Raw genomic sequence first — 15336 nt, forward strand, 5'->3', positions numbered from 1 at the left:
AAAGGCCCGATGGCCGGCCATTCCGCAATCACACGATGGAGCAGCCGAGTTGAAGTGAACGGGCGCGTACCACCATGACACCAGGGCCTCCCGGCGCTGCTCGGTCAGATTCGCATCTTCGAGCTACAGAGGGGCCCTGCCTTCATGCGCGTACCACGGGAAGATCGCCCCGGCGGAGAACCTGTTCGACCCGCACCTTCCGTGATCGGTTGAGATCCGGATTCTCAGTCAAGGTCGGGCACCTGTGCGATCAGCAGGTCGATCAGTTTGATGCCTGCGAAGGGCAGCACCAAACCGCCGAGGTCGTACAGCAGCAGGTTGCGGCGCAGCAGGTCGTGCGCGGAGGACGGCGTGCAGCGCACGCCGCGCAGGGCGAGCGGGATCAGCGCCACGATGATCAGGGCGTTGAGAGTGATCGCCGAGGTGATCGCGGAGGTCGGGCTGTGCAGGCTCATGATGTTGAGTGACTCCAGGCCCGGATACGCTCCTGCAAACATCGCCGGGATGATCGCGAAGTACTTCGCGACGTCGTTGGTGATGGAGAACGTCGTCAACGCTCCCCGGGTGATGAGGAGTTGCTTGCCGATCTCGACGATCTCGATGAGCTTGGTCGGGTTGGAGTCGAGGTCGACCATGTTGCCGGCCTCTTTGGCGGCCGAGGTGCCGGTGTTCATGGCAACGCCGACGTCCGCCTGGGCGAGCGCCGGGGCGTCGTTGGTGCCGTCGCCGGTCATCGCGACCAGCTTGCCGCCCGCCTGATCAGCGCGAGCTTGTCCTCGGGGGTCGCCTCGGCCAGGTAGTCGTCCACGCCCGCCTCCTCGGCGATCGCCTTGGCCGTCAGGGGGTTGTCGCCGGTGATCATGACTGTGCGGATGCCCATGCGGCGCAGTACGGTGAAGCGTTCGCGGATGCCGTCCTTGACGACGTCCTTGAGGTGGATCAGGCCGAGGACGCGCGGCCCGTTCCAGTCGTGCACGGCACCAGCAGCGGCGTACCGCCGGAGGCGGCCACCGAGTCGGCGAAGTGCCGTGCTTCGGGCGGGACCTGGGCGCCGTACATCTGCACCCGGTCGATCACCTGCTGGGCGGCGCCCTTGCGGATGGCGCACACGGCTCCGTTGTCCCAGCGCGCGAGCAGCGTTCGGATTGGGGACTCCGGAGCCGGTGAGGCCGTTGACGTCCCGGCCTCGGCGGCGGACCACAGGAACCTATCCGCGATCGACGGGCGAACCATCCTGCTCTGCACGGAATTTGCGGCATTCATACGGGGACGGCGCGAGCGCCGTCAAGGCCCCGTCAAACAAGCCTGGCGCGCCGTCAGGAGAGCGTCAACGCGGTGCGTCCATGGCCGGATCCGGTCGCAGACTGGGCGGCAACGGGGGGACGGGCGACCGTCCGTGGCGTGACGTGGGAGGGACCGTGGCCATCACGGCCGGTACATCGCACAGACCTCAGCCGGAGGCCGGTGAGCAGTCGTCGCAGCCGGCGGTCGTTCCGCTCGGGGGCGGTCCTGGGCCGCGGCCACGTGGGGGGTCGCAGCCAGGTGGCCCGGGGCAGGACCTCCGAAAACGGGCCGTGGCCGTGCGGGCCGCTCTGCGCCGCCGTTACTGGGCCACCGTGCCTGCACGGTTGCGCCTTCTGCGCGCGGCCACGGTCCTGCTCGCCACCGCCGTGGCGGCGCTCCTGACACTCGCCGGACTTTCGGCCATGGGCACCTGGGACAGCGTGGCCGGGCGGGATGCACCCCGGACCACCAGCGCCGCCGACCTCGACCTCGCCCTCAACGACATGGACGCGCAGGCCGCCAACGTCCTGCTGTCCAGCGGAAACGCGGGCAAGGGGCGCCTGCGGACTCCGTACACGAAGGCTGTCGGTTTCTACGGTGACGCCCGGCGGGAGATCGGGCACGATCTGCGTACGCTCGCGGTCGCGGCTCAAGGGGATCGGACTGACGAGAAGACGGTGGAGAACCTCACCGATGACTTCGCCGAGTACCAGGAACTGATCGGCCGGGCCCTGGAGAACGACGGGCGGGCCGGCGGCAAGGCGGCCGCGCTCGTCGACTACCGCAGGGCCACCGACCTTCTGCAGCGGCGACTCCTTCCGGCCGCACGGACATTGGTGTCCTCCAACGACAAGGCGTTCGACGCGGAGTACAGCTCGGCACGAACCGCTCTGTCCGCCCGGATGGTCGCCGCCGTCTCGCTCGGTGTGCTGCTGTTGGCCGTGCTCGGCGCGTTGCAGTGGTACCTGGCCCGCAGCTTCCGGCGCATCCTCAACCCAGGCGTACTGGCCGCCACCGTCTGCACCCTGCTCGCCGTGATCCTCGGCAGCCAGCTGCTCACCTCCACGGCCGGCCACCTGCGCGGTGCCCGCCGTGACGCCTTCGACTCCGTCGTCGCGCTCACCCGGGCTCGGGCCATCGCCTACGACGCCAACGCGGACGAGAGCCGCTACCTGCTCGACCCCGAGCGCCGGGACCAGTACGCCGCCTCCTTCCTCGCCAAGTCGCAGCAGCTGTACGGCTTGAAGGGCGCCACGCTGTCGACGTACGACTCCGCACTCGCCACCAGCTGGCAGGCGTACGAAGCCCACCGCCACGACCTTCGCTTCACCGGCGAGTTCCGCCGCGAGCTGGACAACATCACCTTCCCCGGCGAGCGGGCCGCGGCCGAACGGACTGTGCGGGCCTATGCCGTCTACCAGCGCGACGACCGCAGGATCCGTGCCCTGCTGGCCGCGGGCAAGGAGGACCGGGCGGTCGAGTTCTGCATGGACTGGAAACCGGGGACGTCCAACGCGCACTTCGCGGCGTGGATGGCCGGGTTGGGGAAGGTGACCGACATCAACAGAGCCCACTTCACGGTCGCGGTCGACGAAGGCCGCTCGTCGGTCACCGGCCTGCTGCCCTGGGCGGGCGGGCTGCTGCTCGCCGCCGCCGCTCTCACCGCCCTTGGACTGCGGCCCAGGCTGGCCGAGTTCCGCTAGGTCATTGCGGCTCCGCTGCAATGCGGTGCCGGGCCTCCGACCAGCCACGACGGAGCCGCAGACGATCGACGGCCCGTCGCGGCCCCGCGGCCCCGCGGCCAAGCCGCACAGCGGCACAGCCGACGGAGCACTCACGCGTCCGCCAACCGTGCCTCCTCCAGGTCCAGGGAGCGCTGCAGCCGGCGGCGGGTGGTGTCGCTGATGGTGTGGGCGTCGTAGAGGCGCTGGAGGGCATCCGTCTCGACAGCGATCAGGTCGCGGCGCAGCTGGCGGTAGACCAGGTCGGCGGACTCCGTCGCCGCTGCGGTGCCGTTCTGCTTTGTCAGGCGGTCGCGGGCGTCGTCGAGGCGGGCGGTCAGGCCGCGGCGGAGCCGGTCGAGGACGACTTCCGGGACGACCTCCAGCTCCGCGAGTTCCTCCAGCCGGGCCAGGCCGGCATGGGCGAGGTGGGAGCGGGCCTCAGCCTCCTCGCGCGCGGTGTGGGCGGGCTCCAGGGCGATGCCGGAGCGGCGGACGACCGGAGCGAGAGTGAAGCCCTGGACGACGAGGGTGACCACCACCACCGACGTGGTCAGGACGAGGACGAGCGGCCGGTCGGCGAGGGCGGTGCCGTCTTCTGCGACCTCCGGGATGGACAGGGCGGCGGCCAGCGGCATCACGCCCCGGGTGCCGGCCCAGGTCAGCACCACGGGCACCCGCCAGTTCATGCGGCCGAGCGTGCCCTCGCGCTGGACGACTGCAGACAGCGGAGCGATCCACAGCAGTCGTACGGCGATGAGCGTGCCGGCCACGGCGAGGGCGTACAGCGGCCAGGCCCGGTCGCCCTCGGCCAGCGCCTGCACCTCCGCGGGCAGTGCCAGGCCGATGAGGGAGAACACCACGCTCTCCAGCAGGAACACCACGGTGCCGTACACGGCGTGCAGCTGGAGGCGGATGCGGGCGTTGGTGAGGCGGTCGCCGCGGCCGCCGAGGACCACGCCGGCGACCACGCACGAGGTCACGCCGGAGGTGTGTGCGGCCTCCGCCAGCAGGTAGGCGGCGTACGGGGTGACCAGGGCGATCACCGTCTCCAGGACCGGGTCCTCGGTGCGGCGCCGGATGAGGGCGATCACTCCGGCCACCGCGGCGCCGATCAGCGTGCCGCCGCCGGCGAGCAGCAGGAACTGGCCGCCCGCCGCGCCCCAGTTCGCCGCCGCCGACGCGATGGCGATGCCGGCCGCCACACGGACCAGCACCAGGGAGGTCGCGTCGTTGAAGAGGCTCTCCGCCTGGACGAGGACCTGGACCTTCGGCGGCAGGGCGAGCCGTCTGCCCAGGGCGGTGACCGCGACCGGGTCGGTGCTGGCCAGGACCGCGCCCAGTACGAAGGCCATCTGCCAGGACAGGGGTGTCACCCACGCCGCCACCGCGCCGACCGCCGCCGCGGACGCGAGCACGAGCCCGATGGAGAGGATCCCGACGGGCTTCCACACCGCACGCAGCTCCCGCCACGGCATCTCCTCGGCGCTCGCGTACAGCAGCGGCGGCAGCACGACCAGGCCGATGATCTCGGGGCTGATCTCGATCTGTGGGGTGCCCGGCAGCAGGGCGACCGCGAGACCGGCGAGGACCAGCAGAGAGGGCGCGGGAATGCGCCACCGGCGCGCGAACGTGGCCACCACCGTCGCGAGGACCACAAGGGCGAGAACCGTCCCTACACCGCGCATGCCGTCTCCCTGGGGCCCTGAACGTGAGCCACCGCGACTCCCGGCCGACCAGACTTCCCGGCACACCGCCTTCACCCTATCGGGCCACTGCACGTCAAGACAGTGTCAAGGTCCTCGCGACCAGCGACAAGGAAGCGCTAACGGCGACCCCCAGCGGCCCGTGAAAGGGCTTCCTTAGGACGAGTCACCCTTGGGCACAGGGGAGTTGAATCAGTGAGCGGAGTGCGTCGGCGGCGATGAGTGACGTACGGAGCGGACGACTGAAGGTCTACCTCGGGGCAGCCCCCGGAGTCGGCAAGACCTACCGCATGCTCGACGAGGGCCGGCGCCGCGCCGCCCGCGGCGCGGACGTCGTGGTGGGATTCGCCGAGTGCCACGGGCGCCCGCGCACCGAGGCGATGCTCGACGGCCTGGAAACCGTCCCCCGCGCCCGCTGCGCCTACCGCGGCGGACACTTCCAGGAAATGGACCTGGCCGCGGTCCTCGCGCGCCGCCCGCAGGTCGCGATCGTCGACGAGTTCGCCCACAGCAACATCCCCGGCGAGGGCCGTAACCCCAAGCGCTGGCAGGACATCGAGGCCCTCCTCGACGCCGGCATCGACGTCATCACCGCAGTCAACATCCAGCACCTGGCCTCCCTCAACGACGTGGTGGAGAAGATCACCGGCGTGCCGCAGCACGAGACGGTCCCCGACGAGGTCGTACGCCGTGCCCACCAGGTCGAGCTGGTGGACATACCGCCCGAGGGACTGCGGCGCCGCATGGCGCACGGCAACATCTACGCCCCGGAAAAGGTCGACGCGGCCCTCGCCAACTACTTCCGGCCCGGCAACCTCACCGCTCTGCGTCAGCTGGCGCTGCTGTGGGTGGCCGACCGGGTCGACGAGGCGCTCCAGGAGTACCGCTCGCAGCACGGCATCGGCGGGGTGTGGGAGACGCGCGAGCGGGTCGTGGTGGCCCTGACCGGCGGCCCGGAGGGAGACACACTGATCCGGCGGGCCGCCCGTATCGCCGCCCGGTCGGCTGGCGGCGACCTGCTCGCCGTGCATGTGGCCCGCAGCGACGGCCTCGCGGCCGGCGTCTCGCACGCCTCGCTGGCCCGGCAGCGGCGGCTGGTGGAGGATCTCGGCGGCAGCTACCACTCGGTCGTGGGCGACGATGTGGCCACCGCGCTGGTGGACTTCGCGCGTGCCGAGAACGCCACGCAGCTCGTCCTCGGCACCAGCCGCCGTAGCCGCCTCGAGCGGTTCGTCACCGGGCCGGGCACGGGGGAGACCGTGACGGTGCTGTCCGGTGACATCGACGTGCACCGGGTCACGCACGAGCGGGCCGGGCGAGGCACCCTGCTGCCCTCCCGGCGGCGCACGCTGTCCCCGGCCCGGCTGATCGCGGGGCCGGTGGCTGGGCTGGTGCTGCCGGTACTCCTCACCGTCGTCCTCGCGCAGGTGCGCGGGACGGTGAACCTGACCAGCGAGGCACTGCTGTTCCTGCTCGCCGTGGTGGGTGTGGCCTGCATAGGCGGGGTCGTCTCGGCAGTGATCGCGTCCGTGACGGCGTCGCTGCTGCTGAACTACTGGTTCATACCGCCCATCGGGCAGTTCACGCTGGACGACCCCAACGCATTGCTGGCCCTGGGGGTGTTCGCGGTCGTGGCGGCGACCGTGGCCGCTGTCGTCGACCGCTCTTTGCGCCTGTCCCGGCGCTCGGCGCGGGCCACCGCCGAGGCCGAGACGATGTCGTCTCTGGCGGGCAGCATCGTGCGCGGCGGAGCGACCATTCCGGCGCTGCTGGAGCGGACGCGCGAGACCTTCGGCATGGAGTCGGCGGAGCTGGTGGACGAGCCGCCGGATGCCGATGGCGTCACGTCCGTGCCGGCCGGTTCCGGCGCCCATCTCGTGCTGGGCGGCCGCACCTTGTCCTCGTCCGAACGGCGGGTGCTGGCCGCGTTCGCCGCGCATGTCGGATCGGCCGTGGAGCGGGCCCGGCTCGCCGAGGCAGCCGCCGAGATCGAGCCGGTCAAGGCTGCCGACCGGATGCGCACGGCACTGCTGCGCGCCGTCGGCCACGACCTGCGCACCCCGCTGGCCGCGGGCTGGGCCGCGGTGACCTCGCTGCGCAGCCGTGACGTCGAGTTCTCGCCGGAGGACCGCGACGAGCTCCTCGCCACGGCCGACGAGTCCATGGCCAAGCTCAACCGGCTGGTGGAGAACCTCCTCGACCTCAGCCGTCTGGAAGCCGGTGTCCTCACGTTGAACCTTCGCGCGACCACGCTGGAGGAGGTCCTCCCCATGGCGCTCGCGGATGCTCCCGGTGTCGAGGTGACGGACACGGAGGTGATTCCGGCCGTGCGGGCCGATCCACCGCTGCTGGAGCGGGTGATCGCCAACCTGGTCGGCAACGCCGCCCGCCACACCCCTCCTGGGCAGAAGGTGCTGGTGACCGCCAGTGCCCTGGCGGGCCGGGTGGAGCTGCGGGTCGTGGACCGGGGGCCCGGCCTTCCCGCCGACGGACGGGACAGGCTCTTCGAGCCGTTCCAGCGCCTGGGCGACACCGACAACACCACCGGACTCGGCCTCGGACTGGCCCTCGCCCGGGGTCTCACCGAGGCGATGAACGGCACCCTCACCCCCGAGGACACCCCAGGCGGCGGCCTGACCATGGTCGTCTCGCTGCCCTTCGCCGAACAGACCGGATCGGTCGAACAGACCGAATCGCCCCAGTACCCGCACCCCCATGGTGCGCAGAGCGTAGGAGGTGCCTGATGAGCACCGAGACCGGCACATGGCGGCTGCCGCACCGCACAAAGGACCCCCGCGTCGCGGCGGCGCGCACTTGGCCGCCGTGGGACCGGCTCGCCCTCACGGCGGCCCTGATCGCCCCGTTCCTGTTGGCATTCGCGCTCGTCCCGTTCCGCACGGACCTGTCCCACACCAACGCCGCCCTGATCCTCGTCGTGGTGGTCGTCGCGGTCGTCGCGCTGGGCAGCCGTACGGCGGGGGTGCTCGGGGCGCTGTCGGCGGCGGCCTGGTTCGCCCGCGGCGGAGCCGCAATCGGACACAGCTTCCTGACGAGGCCGTACGAGACGTTCGACATCAGCGCATCGGCCGACATCGAGACGGCGGTCCTGCTGCTCGTAGTCGGCGTCATCGTGTCCCAACTGGCCGCCCGTGCCCGCCGCTTGGAGGTCATCACGGTGACCGACGCGGATCACCTGTCCCGGATCCACCGCACGGCCGACCTCGCCCGGTCGGCGGGCTCCGCGGACACGGACACCAGCAGATCCGTACGGACCCGTCGCTCGCGCAGCATCCGACGCGAGGACAGCCAGCCCTCACCGGCGGACACCCGGGCGGGATACACCACGACGAACAGCAGGCCCGCCAGGGCCGGCCACAGCACGGCACGCCAGAGGACGAAGCGGCCGGCGCCCCAGTCGACCAGAAGAAGCAGGACGAGCAGCATTCCCGCACAGCGGACGGAGCTCCACAACTCCTGCGCCCACTGCAGGTCGTTCGTCGCCTCACCGGGTCTCTCTCCGTGCGCGTCGACCGATTCCTGTCGCGCGTCGTCGCGGCGTCCCATACCGGTGACGGTAGAGATCCGGAGAAGCCGATCGACACCCTTTGACGCGGCTCTGACGGATACCTGCCGCTTCTTGACGCCCTGACAGCGGCACGCCGTGGTCTCCGTGACGGAACGGCAGTCGCCTGGATCACATGGCCGTCAAGGTCGCGTCAAGGTCGGGCCCTTCGGCGCGAAGATGCCGCAAGGAGCAGTCGGGGCCCACGGGAATCGGACAGAACCTGGAGTGCACCACGCACGCTCACCCTCGTGCGCGGCCCTGGAGGAAGGAGCACGCATCCATGTCCGTCCTGACCACCGAACCCGGCGCTGTCCCGGCCGGTGAGGAGCCGCCGGATACCGGCGAGCGGCACCGTCTCACCGCCGTCACGGGCCTCGCCGCTCTGTCGCTGGACGCGATGGCGTCGGTGGCCTACGGGCCCGAGGCGATCGTGCTGGTGCTGGCGGCCGCGGGGGCCCACGGGCTGGGGTTCACCGTGCCGGTGACGCTGGCCATCGCGGGCCTGCTGGCGGTGCTGGTCGCCTCGTACCGGCAGGTGATTGCGGCCTTCCCGGACGGTGGTGGCTCCTATGCGGTGGCGAGGACGCACCTGGGCGCGCGGACCAGCCTGGTGGCGGCGGCCTCGCTGGTCCTGGACTACGTGCTGAATGTGGCTGTCGCTGTCACGGCGGGCGTGGCGGCTCTGACCTCCGCCTTTCCCGCCCTGTACGGCGACCGGCTGTGGCTGTGTCTGGCGGTGCTCGCGGTCGTCACCGCGGTGAATCTGCGCGGCATCGTGGAGTCGGCAAAGGCGTTCATCGTGCCGAGCGTCGTGTTCGTCGGTTCGATCTTCGTGCTGATCGTCGTGGGACTGTTCCGTTCCGGGCCGGTGAGCACGGCGACCGCGGCCGGTCATGCCTCGGCGCTCGCCGACAACGCCACCACCGTGGGCGCCCTTCTGCTGCTGAAAGCTTTCGCCTCCGGATGCAGCGCCTTGACCGGCGTCGAGGCCATCGCCAACGCCGTGCCCTCGTTCCGCGTCCCGCGCGCCAAGCGGGCCCAGCGGGCGGAGGTCGCCCTCGGCGTGGTGCTCGGCGTCATGCTGATCGGCCTGTCGGTGCTGATCTCCCGCTTCCACCTCCAGCCGGTCCAGGGCGTCACCGTCCTCGCCCAGCTCGCGGACGCCTCGCTCGGCCACAACTGGGCTTTCTACGTCATCCAGTTCGCGACGATGATCCTGCTGGCGCTGTCCGCGAACACCTCGTTCGGCGGCCTGCCGGTGCTGCTGAAGCTGCTCGCCCGGGACAACTACGTACCGCATGTGTTCGCCCTCAAGGCCGACCGCCAGGTGCACCGGCACGGCGTGCTGGCCCTGGCCGCCGTCTCCGCCGCGCTGCTGGTCTTCTCCGGCGGCGACACCAACACCCTGGTGCCGTTGTTCGCGATCGGGGTCTTCGTCGGGTTCACCGTCGCCCAGGTCGGCATGGTCCGGCACTGGCGGCTGGAGCACAGCCCCGGCTGGAAGGGCAAGGCGCTGCTCAACGGGCTCGGCGCCGTCCTCACCGGCATCTCCGCGATCGTCGTCACGGCCTCGAAGTTCGAGGAGGGCGCCTGGCTGATCGTGATCGCCCTGCCCTTGCTGGTCGCTGCCTTCGAGACCGTGCACCGCGCGTACGCGAGGATCGGCGAGCGGCTGGGTCTCGGCCGCATCCCCGAGCACCCGCACCGCGACCGCTCGGTGGTGATCGTGCCGGTGTCCTCGATCTCCCGCCTCACCTCGGAGGCACTGACGGCCGCCGCCTCCCTCGGCGACGAGGTCCGCGCGGTCACCGTCTGCTACCCCGACCCCGAGGACCGGGCCCAGCTGCATGCCCTGGAGCGCGCGTGGGCGCAGTGGGACCCGGGTGTGCCGCTGGTCCGGCTGACCTGCGAGCGCCGCTCCCTGGGCCGTCCCATCGCCGCCTACGTCCGCGAGGTGTCCGTGTCCGAGCGGGCCACGCGCGTCACCGTGCTCATCCCGGAGACGGAGCCCGAGCGGCTGTGGCAGCGGTTGCTGCAGAACCAGCGAGGCTCTGTCGTCGCACACGCCGTGCGCAAGGAGACCGACGCGGTGATCTGCCGACTGCGCTTCCGGCTGTTCTGACGCCCGGATGCGCCCGACGGCCACTCCTTGCCACAGGTCGGCGCAGGTGCCGTAAGAGTTGCGTCAAAGGCGTACGGACCGCCGTATGGGACCCGTCAACGGTGCTCGAATTCGGCCAGCGACGGGGTTTCCTCTATTCGTCCGATCCGCTTGCGGATTCCCGTACCTGCTCTAGGAGCTCGCGATGGCCGACGTGGCCTTCGTCGTCACCACACTCGCGGTCTTCGCGTTGGTGGCCCTTGTCGCCAAGGGGGTGACGAAGCTGTGACCGCCGAGAACATCGTCGGCCTGGTCGTGGCCGTCGCCCTGCTGGGTTATCTCGTCCTCGCCCTGATCTTCCCGGAGAGGTTCTGAGCCACCACATGGGTCCCGTACTCGCAGGTTTCCTGCAACTGCTCGCCCTGATAGGCGCACTCGCGCTCGCCTACGTCCCCCTCGGCAACTACATGGCCAAGGTCTACTCCTCCGACAAGCACTGGCGGGTCGAGAAGTGGATCTACAAGGGCATCGGCGCCAATCCCGATGCGGAGATGCGCTGGCCGGCGTACCTGCGCGGGGTGCTCGCCTTCTCGGCTGTCGGTGTCCTCTTCCTCTATCTGCTGCAGCGGTCGCAGGGCGTCCTGCCCGGTTCGCTCGGCTTCTCGTCGATCGAGCCGGCGCAGGCGTTCAACACCGCCGCATCCTTCGTCACCAACACCAACTGGCAGTCGTACTACGGCGAGCAGTCGATGGGTCACGTCGTGCAGACCGCCGGTCTGGCCGTGCAGAACTTCGTCTCCGCGGCCGTCGGCATCGCCGTAGCGGTAGCTCTCGTCAGGGGCTTCGCGCGCTCGCGCACCGGTGAACTGGGCAACTTCTGGTCCGACATGGTGCGCGGCACGATCCGCATCCTGCTGCCGGGCGCCTTTATCGCCGCGATCGTCCTGGTCGCCTGTGGCGCGATCCAGAACTTCTCCGGCATCCACGAGGTCGGCCAGTTCATGGGGGGCCACCAGCAGTGGAACGGTGGGGCCGTCGCCTCGCAGGAGGCCATCAAGGAGTTCGGCACGAACGGCGGCGGCGTTTTCAACGCCAACTCGGCCCACCCCTTCGAGAACCCGACGCCCTTCACCAACCTCTTCGAGATCTTCCTGCTGCTGGTGATCCCGTTCGCGCTGACCCGGACGTTCGGTGTGATGGTCGGCAGCGTGCGGCAGGGGTACGCGATCCTCGCCACGATGGCCACCATCTGGCTCGGCTTCACGGTCCTGATGATGTGGACCGAGTTCGCCCACCACGGACCGGCGTTGGAGATCGCGGGCGGGGCGATGGAGGGCAAGGAGACCCGGTTCGGGGTCGGATCGTCGTCGATCTTCGCGGTGTCGACGACGCTCACCTCGACCGGTGCGGTGGACTCCTTCCACTCCTCCCTCACCGGGCTCGGCGGCGGCATCACCATCCTGGGCATGCAGTTGGGTGAGATCGCGCCCGGCGGTACCGGCTCCGGGCTCTACGGCATGCTGATCATGGCGGTCATCGCGGTGTTCATCGCCGGTCTGATGGTCGGCCGTACGCCCGAGTACCTGGGCAAGAAGATCGGCACCCGCGAGATCAAGCTGGCAGCCTGCTACATCCTGATCACGCCTGCTCTGGTGCTGATCTTCACGGCTGTCTCGATGGCGCTGCCGACGCCGCTGCACTCGATGCTGAACTCCGGTGCGCACGGGTTCTCCGAGGTGCTGTACGCCTTCACGTCCGCGTCGAACAACAACGGCTCGGCCTTCGCGGGTCTGAACGCGAACACCGACTGGTTCAACACCATGACCGGACTGGCCATGCTGCTGGGCCGCTTCCTGCCGATGGTGTTCGTGCTGGCGCTGGCCGGCTCGCTCGCCGAGCAGAAGCCGGTGCCGGAGACCGCGGGCACCCTGCGCACAGAGAAGCCGCTGTTCACCGGCCTGCTGGTGGGCGCGATCCTGATCATCACCGGTCTGACGTACTTCCCGGCGCTGGCGCTGGGTCCGCTGGCCGAGGGGCTGGCGTCATGACAACCGACGTAACGAAGCAAGAGGACTCGATGTCCACAGCCACTCCGACCCGGGCGCCGCACAGCGACGTACCCACCGGGCACAAGCCCGCCGAAGGACGTGTCGGCGCGGGCCTCTTCGATCCGAAGCAGCTTCTCAAGTCGCTGCCCGACGCCTTCCGCAAGCTCGACCCGCGGGTGATGGTCAAGTCCCCCGTGATGTTCGTGGTCTGGATCGGCTCCGTGCTGACCACCGTCTTCTCCTTCAAGGACCCGGGCGACTGGTTCGGCTGGGCGATCAGTGCCTGGCTGTGGCTGACGGTGGTCTTCGCCAACCTGGCGGAGGCCGTGGCGGAGGGCCGCGGCAAGGCGCAGGCCGACACCCTGCGCAAGGCCAAGACCGACACCGTGGCCCGCCGGCTGGTGGGTGACTCCGAGGAGCAGGTGCCCGGCACCGACCTGACGATCGGCGACCTGGTCGTCTGCGAGGCCGGCGACATCATCCCCGGCGACGGTGACGTCGTCGAGGGTGTCGCCTCGGTCGACGAGTCGGCGATCACCGGTGAGTCGGCCCCGGTCATCCGCGAGTCCGGCGGCGACCGTTCGGCTGTCACGGGCGGTACGAAGGTGCTGTCCGACCGGATCGTCATCAGGATCACGACGAAGCCCGGCGAGACCTTCATCGACCGGATGATCAACCTGGTGGAGGGTGCGGCCCGGCAGAAGACGCCGAACGAGATCGCGCTGAACATCCTGCTCGCGTCTCTGACGATCGTCTTCCTGCTCGCGGTGGCCACCCTGCCGCCGTTCGCCACCTACGCGGGCACTCACCTGACGATGGTCGTCCTGGTCGCCCTGCTGGTCTGTCTGATCCCGACCACGATCGGCGCGCTGCTGTCGGCGATCGGTATCGCGGGTATGGACCGGCTCGTGCAGCGCAATGTGCTGGCGATGTCGGGCCGCGCGGTCGAGGCCGCCGGTGACGTGTCGACCCTGCTGCTCGACAAGACCGGCACCATCACTCTCGGCAACCGGCAGGCGTCCGAGTTCGTGCCGGTCAGCGGTACGACGGAGGCCGAGGTGGCGGACGCCGCCCAGCTGTCGTCGCTGGCCGACGAGACGCCCGAGGGCCGCTCCATCGTCGTACTGGCGAAGGAGAAATACGGGCTGCGGGAGCGGCACCAGGGCGAGTTGGCGCACGCCGAGTGGATCGCCTTCACCGCCCAGACCCGGATGTCGGGTGTGGACGTGGACGGCAAGAAGATCCGCAAGGGCGCGGCCGGTTCGGTCATCGCCTGGGTCCAGGACGAGGGCGGCACGGTCCCCGAGGACGCGGACACCGTCGCCAACGCCATCTCGCAGGCGGGCGGCACGCCGCTGCTGGTGGCCGTGAACGACGACCAGGGCGCGCGCGTGCTGGGCGTCATCCATCTCAAGGACGTCGTCAAGGAAGGCATGCGCGAACGGTTCGACGAGCTGCGCCGCATGGGCATCAAGACCGTCATGATCACGGGTGACAACCCGCTGACGGCCAAGGCGATCGCCGAGGAGGCGGGCGTCGACGACTTCCTCGCGGAGGCCACGCCCGAGGACAAGATGGCGCTCATCAAGCGGGAGCAGGCGGGCGGCAAGCTGGTCGCGATGACCGGTGACGGCACGAACGACGCGCCCGCGCTCGCCCAGGCGGACGTCGGCGTGGCGATGAACACCGGCACGTCGGCCGCCAAGGAGGCCGGCAACATGGTCGACCTCGACTCCAACCCGACCAAGCTCATCGAGATCGTCGAGATCGGCAAGCAACTCCTCATCACCAGGGGCGCGTTGACGACGTTCTCCATCGCCAATGACGTCGCGAAGTACTTCGCGATCATCCCGGCGCTGTTCGCGGCCGTCTACCCGGGCCTGGACAAGCTCAACATCATGGGCCTGTCCTCGCCGGACTCCGCGATCCTGTCCGCGGTCATCTTCAACGCGCTGATCATCATCGCGCTGGTGCCGCTGTCCCTGAAGGGCGTGCAGTACCGGCCGGTCAGCGCGGACAAGATGCTGCGGCGCAATCTCACGATCTACGGCATCGGCGGGCTGATCGCCCCGTTCATCGGCATCAAGCTCATCGACCTGCTCATCTCTCTCATCCCCGGGATCGGTTGATCGCCATGAACAACTCGGTTACGAACACGGCCCGGTTGCTCGGGGCGGGCCTGCGCGCCCTGCTCGTGCTGACCCTGGTGACCGGCGTCATCTACCCGCTGGTCGTCACCGGCATCGCCCAGGCGCTGTTCCACAACAAGGCGAACGGCTCCGAGATCAAGTCGGAGGGCAAGGTCGTCGGCTCGTCGCTGATCGGGCAGTCGTACAACCTGCCGCTGAAGAAGGGCCAGCAGACTCCGGACCCCGACCTCAAGTGGTTCCAGGGCCGTCCGGCCAACGGGCTTGGCGTCAACAGCGTCAACACCCAGTACAAGCTGATCCTTTCCGGCGCAACCAACCTCTCTGCTGACAACAAGGTTCTGATCCAGCAGGTCAAGGAGGCCAAGGCCGCCGTCATCAAGGACAACTCGGTCCCCGGCTACACGGTCAAGGCGTCCGAGGTCCCCGCAGACGCGGTCACCTCCTCCGCCTCCGGCCTGGACCCGGACATCTCCCCGCAGTACGCGGAGATCCAGGTCCACCGGATCGCCGAGAAGAACGGACTGTCCGTCACCCAGGTCGAGAAGCTCGTCAAGGACCACACCGAGGGCCGCACGCTCGGCTTCATGGGTGAACCCCGCGTGAACGTCCTGGAGTTGAACATCGCGCTCAAGGACCTCGCGGCGAAGAGCTGATGGATTTGTGCGAACCGCGTGGGAGTCGGCGGAGCCGGGGCACACCCCGGCTCAGCCATGACCCCGAGACCCTCCAGCCGGCCCTGGATCGCGCGTACAGTTCGCTCG

Annotated in this window: 9 protein-coding genes and 1 pseudogene; 8 read left to right on the plus strand and 2 right to left on the minus strand. The window is 69.8% G+C overall.

Annotation, left to right across the window (positions count from 1 at the left end):
- Positions 1-224: 224 nt before the first annotated feature.
- A pseudogene (locus tag ACWDAG_RS36635) lies at positions 225-1101 on the minus strand (HAD-IC family P-type ATPase); the annotation flags it as partial.
- Between the two features lie 473 nt (positions 1102-1574).
- Here ACWDAG_RS36635 and ACWDAG_RS36640 point away from each other — a divergent pair.
- Complete coding sequence (locus tag ACWDAG_RS36640; protein WP_450699865.1) at positions 1575-2987, plus strand: hypothetical protein; 1413 nt, start codon at positions 1575-1577, stop codon at positions 2985-2987.
- A 131-nt stretch (positions 2988-3118) separates the two neighbouring features.
- On the opposite strand, the gene ACWDAG_RS36645 is transcribed toward ACWDAG_RS36640, so the two are convergent.
- Positions 3119-4693, minus strand: coding sequence for a Na+/H+ antiporter (locus tag ACWDAG_RS36645; RefSeq protein WP_450699866.1), 1575 nt, complete (start codon positions 4691-4693; stop codon positions 3119-3121).
- A 236-nt stretch (positions 4694-4929) separates the two neighbouring features.
- On the opposite strand from ACWDAG_RS36645, the gene ACWDAG_RS36650 reads away from it, so the two are divergent.
- From ACWDAG_RS36650 to ACWDAG_RS36680, 7 genes are all read left to right on the plus strand, one after another.
- On the plus strand, positions 4930-7455 hold the full coding sequence (locus ACWDAG_RS36650; RefSeq protein WP_450699867.1) for an ATP-binding protein: 2526 nt from the start codon (positions 4930-4932) through the stop codon (positions 7453-7455).
- Complete coding sequence (locus tag ACWDAG_RS36655) at positions 7455-8360, plus strand: DUF4118 domain-containing protein (RefSeq protein WP_450699868.1); 906 nt, start codon at positions 7455-7457, stop codon at positions 8358-8360. Before ACWDAG_RS36650 ends, ACWDAG_RS36655 begins: the two co-directional genes overlap by 1 nt.
- 196 nt (positions 8361-8556) lie before the next feature.
- The gene (locus tag ACWDAG_RS36660; protein ID WP_450699869.1) at positions 8557-10398 is read left to right on the plus strand and encodes an APC family permease; all 1842 of its coding nucleotides are present in this window, start codon (positions 8557-8559) and stop codon (positions 10396-10398) included.
- A 264-nt stretch (positions 10399-10662) separates the two neighbouring features.
- Positions 10663-10752 (plus strand): K(+)-transporting ATPase subunit F, encoded by a 90-nt coding sequence (gene kdpF / locus ACWDAG_RS36665; RefSeq protein ID WP_016434100.1) that lies wholly within the window; start codon positions 10663-10665, stop codon positions 10750-10752.
- Positions 10753-10760: 8 nt separating this feature from the next.
- A complete protein-coding gene (gene kdpA, locus ACWDAG_RS36670; protein WP_450699870.1) occupies positions 10761-12425 on the plus strand; it encodes a potassium-transporting ATPase subunit KdpA in 1665 nt (554 codons plus the stop codon).
- A complete protein-coding gene (kdpB, locus tag ACWDAG_RS36675; RefSeq protein ID WP_450699871.1) occupies positions 12422-14554 on the plus strand; it encodes a potassium-transporting ATPase subunit KdpB in 2133 nt (710 codons plus the stop codon). Before kdpA ends, kdpB begins: the two co-directional genes overlap by 4 nt.
- A 5-nt stretch (positions 14555-14559) precedes the next feature.
- Positions 14560-15228, plus strand: a complete 669-nt coding sequence (locus tag ACWDAG_RS36680; protein WP_450699872.1) for a potassium-transporting ATPase subunit C — start codon at positions 14560-14562, stop codon at positions 15226-15228.
- Positions 15229-15336: the final 108 nt, after the last annotated feature.

It is taken from the genome of Streptomyces sp. NPDC001157 (assembly GCF_053598255.1).

Excerpts from the sequence above, each read along its gene's own strand:
- kdpA (WP_450699870.1), top strand. The coding sequence starts at position 10,761 with ATGGGTCCCGTACTCGCAGGTTTCCTGCAACTGCTCGCCCTGATAGGC.
- ACWDAG_RS36650 (WP_450699867.1), top strand. The coding sequence starts at position 4,930 with ATGAGTGACGTACGGAGCGGACGACTGAAGGTCTACCTCGGGGCAGCC.
- kdpB (WP_450699871.1), top strand. The coding sequence starts at position 12,422 with ATGACAACCGACGTAACGAAGCAAGAGGACTCGATGTCCACAGCCACT.
- ACWDAG_RS36680 (WP_450699872.1), top strand. The coding sequence starts at position 14,560 with ATGAACAACTCGGTTACGAACACGGCCCGGTTGCTCGGGGCGGGCCTG.
- ACWDAG_RS36655 (WP_450699868.1), top strand. The coding sequence starts at position 7,455 with ATGAGCACCGAGACCGGCACATGGCGGCTGCCGCACCGCACAAAGGAC.
- ACWDAG_RS36645 (WP_450699866.1), bottom strand. The coding sequence starts at position 4,693 with ATGCGCGGTGTAGGGACGGTTCTCGCCCTTGTGGTCCTCGCGACGGTG.
- ACWDAG_RS36660 (WP_450699869.1), top strand. The coding sequence starts at position 8,557 with ATGTCCGTCCTGACCACCGAACCCGGCGCTGTCCCGGCCGGTGAGGAG.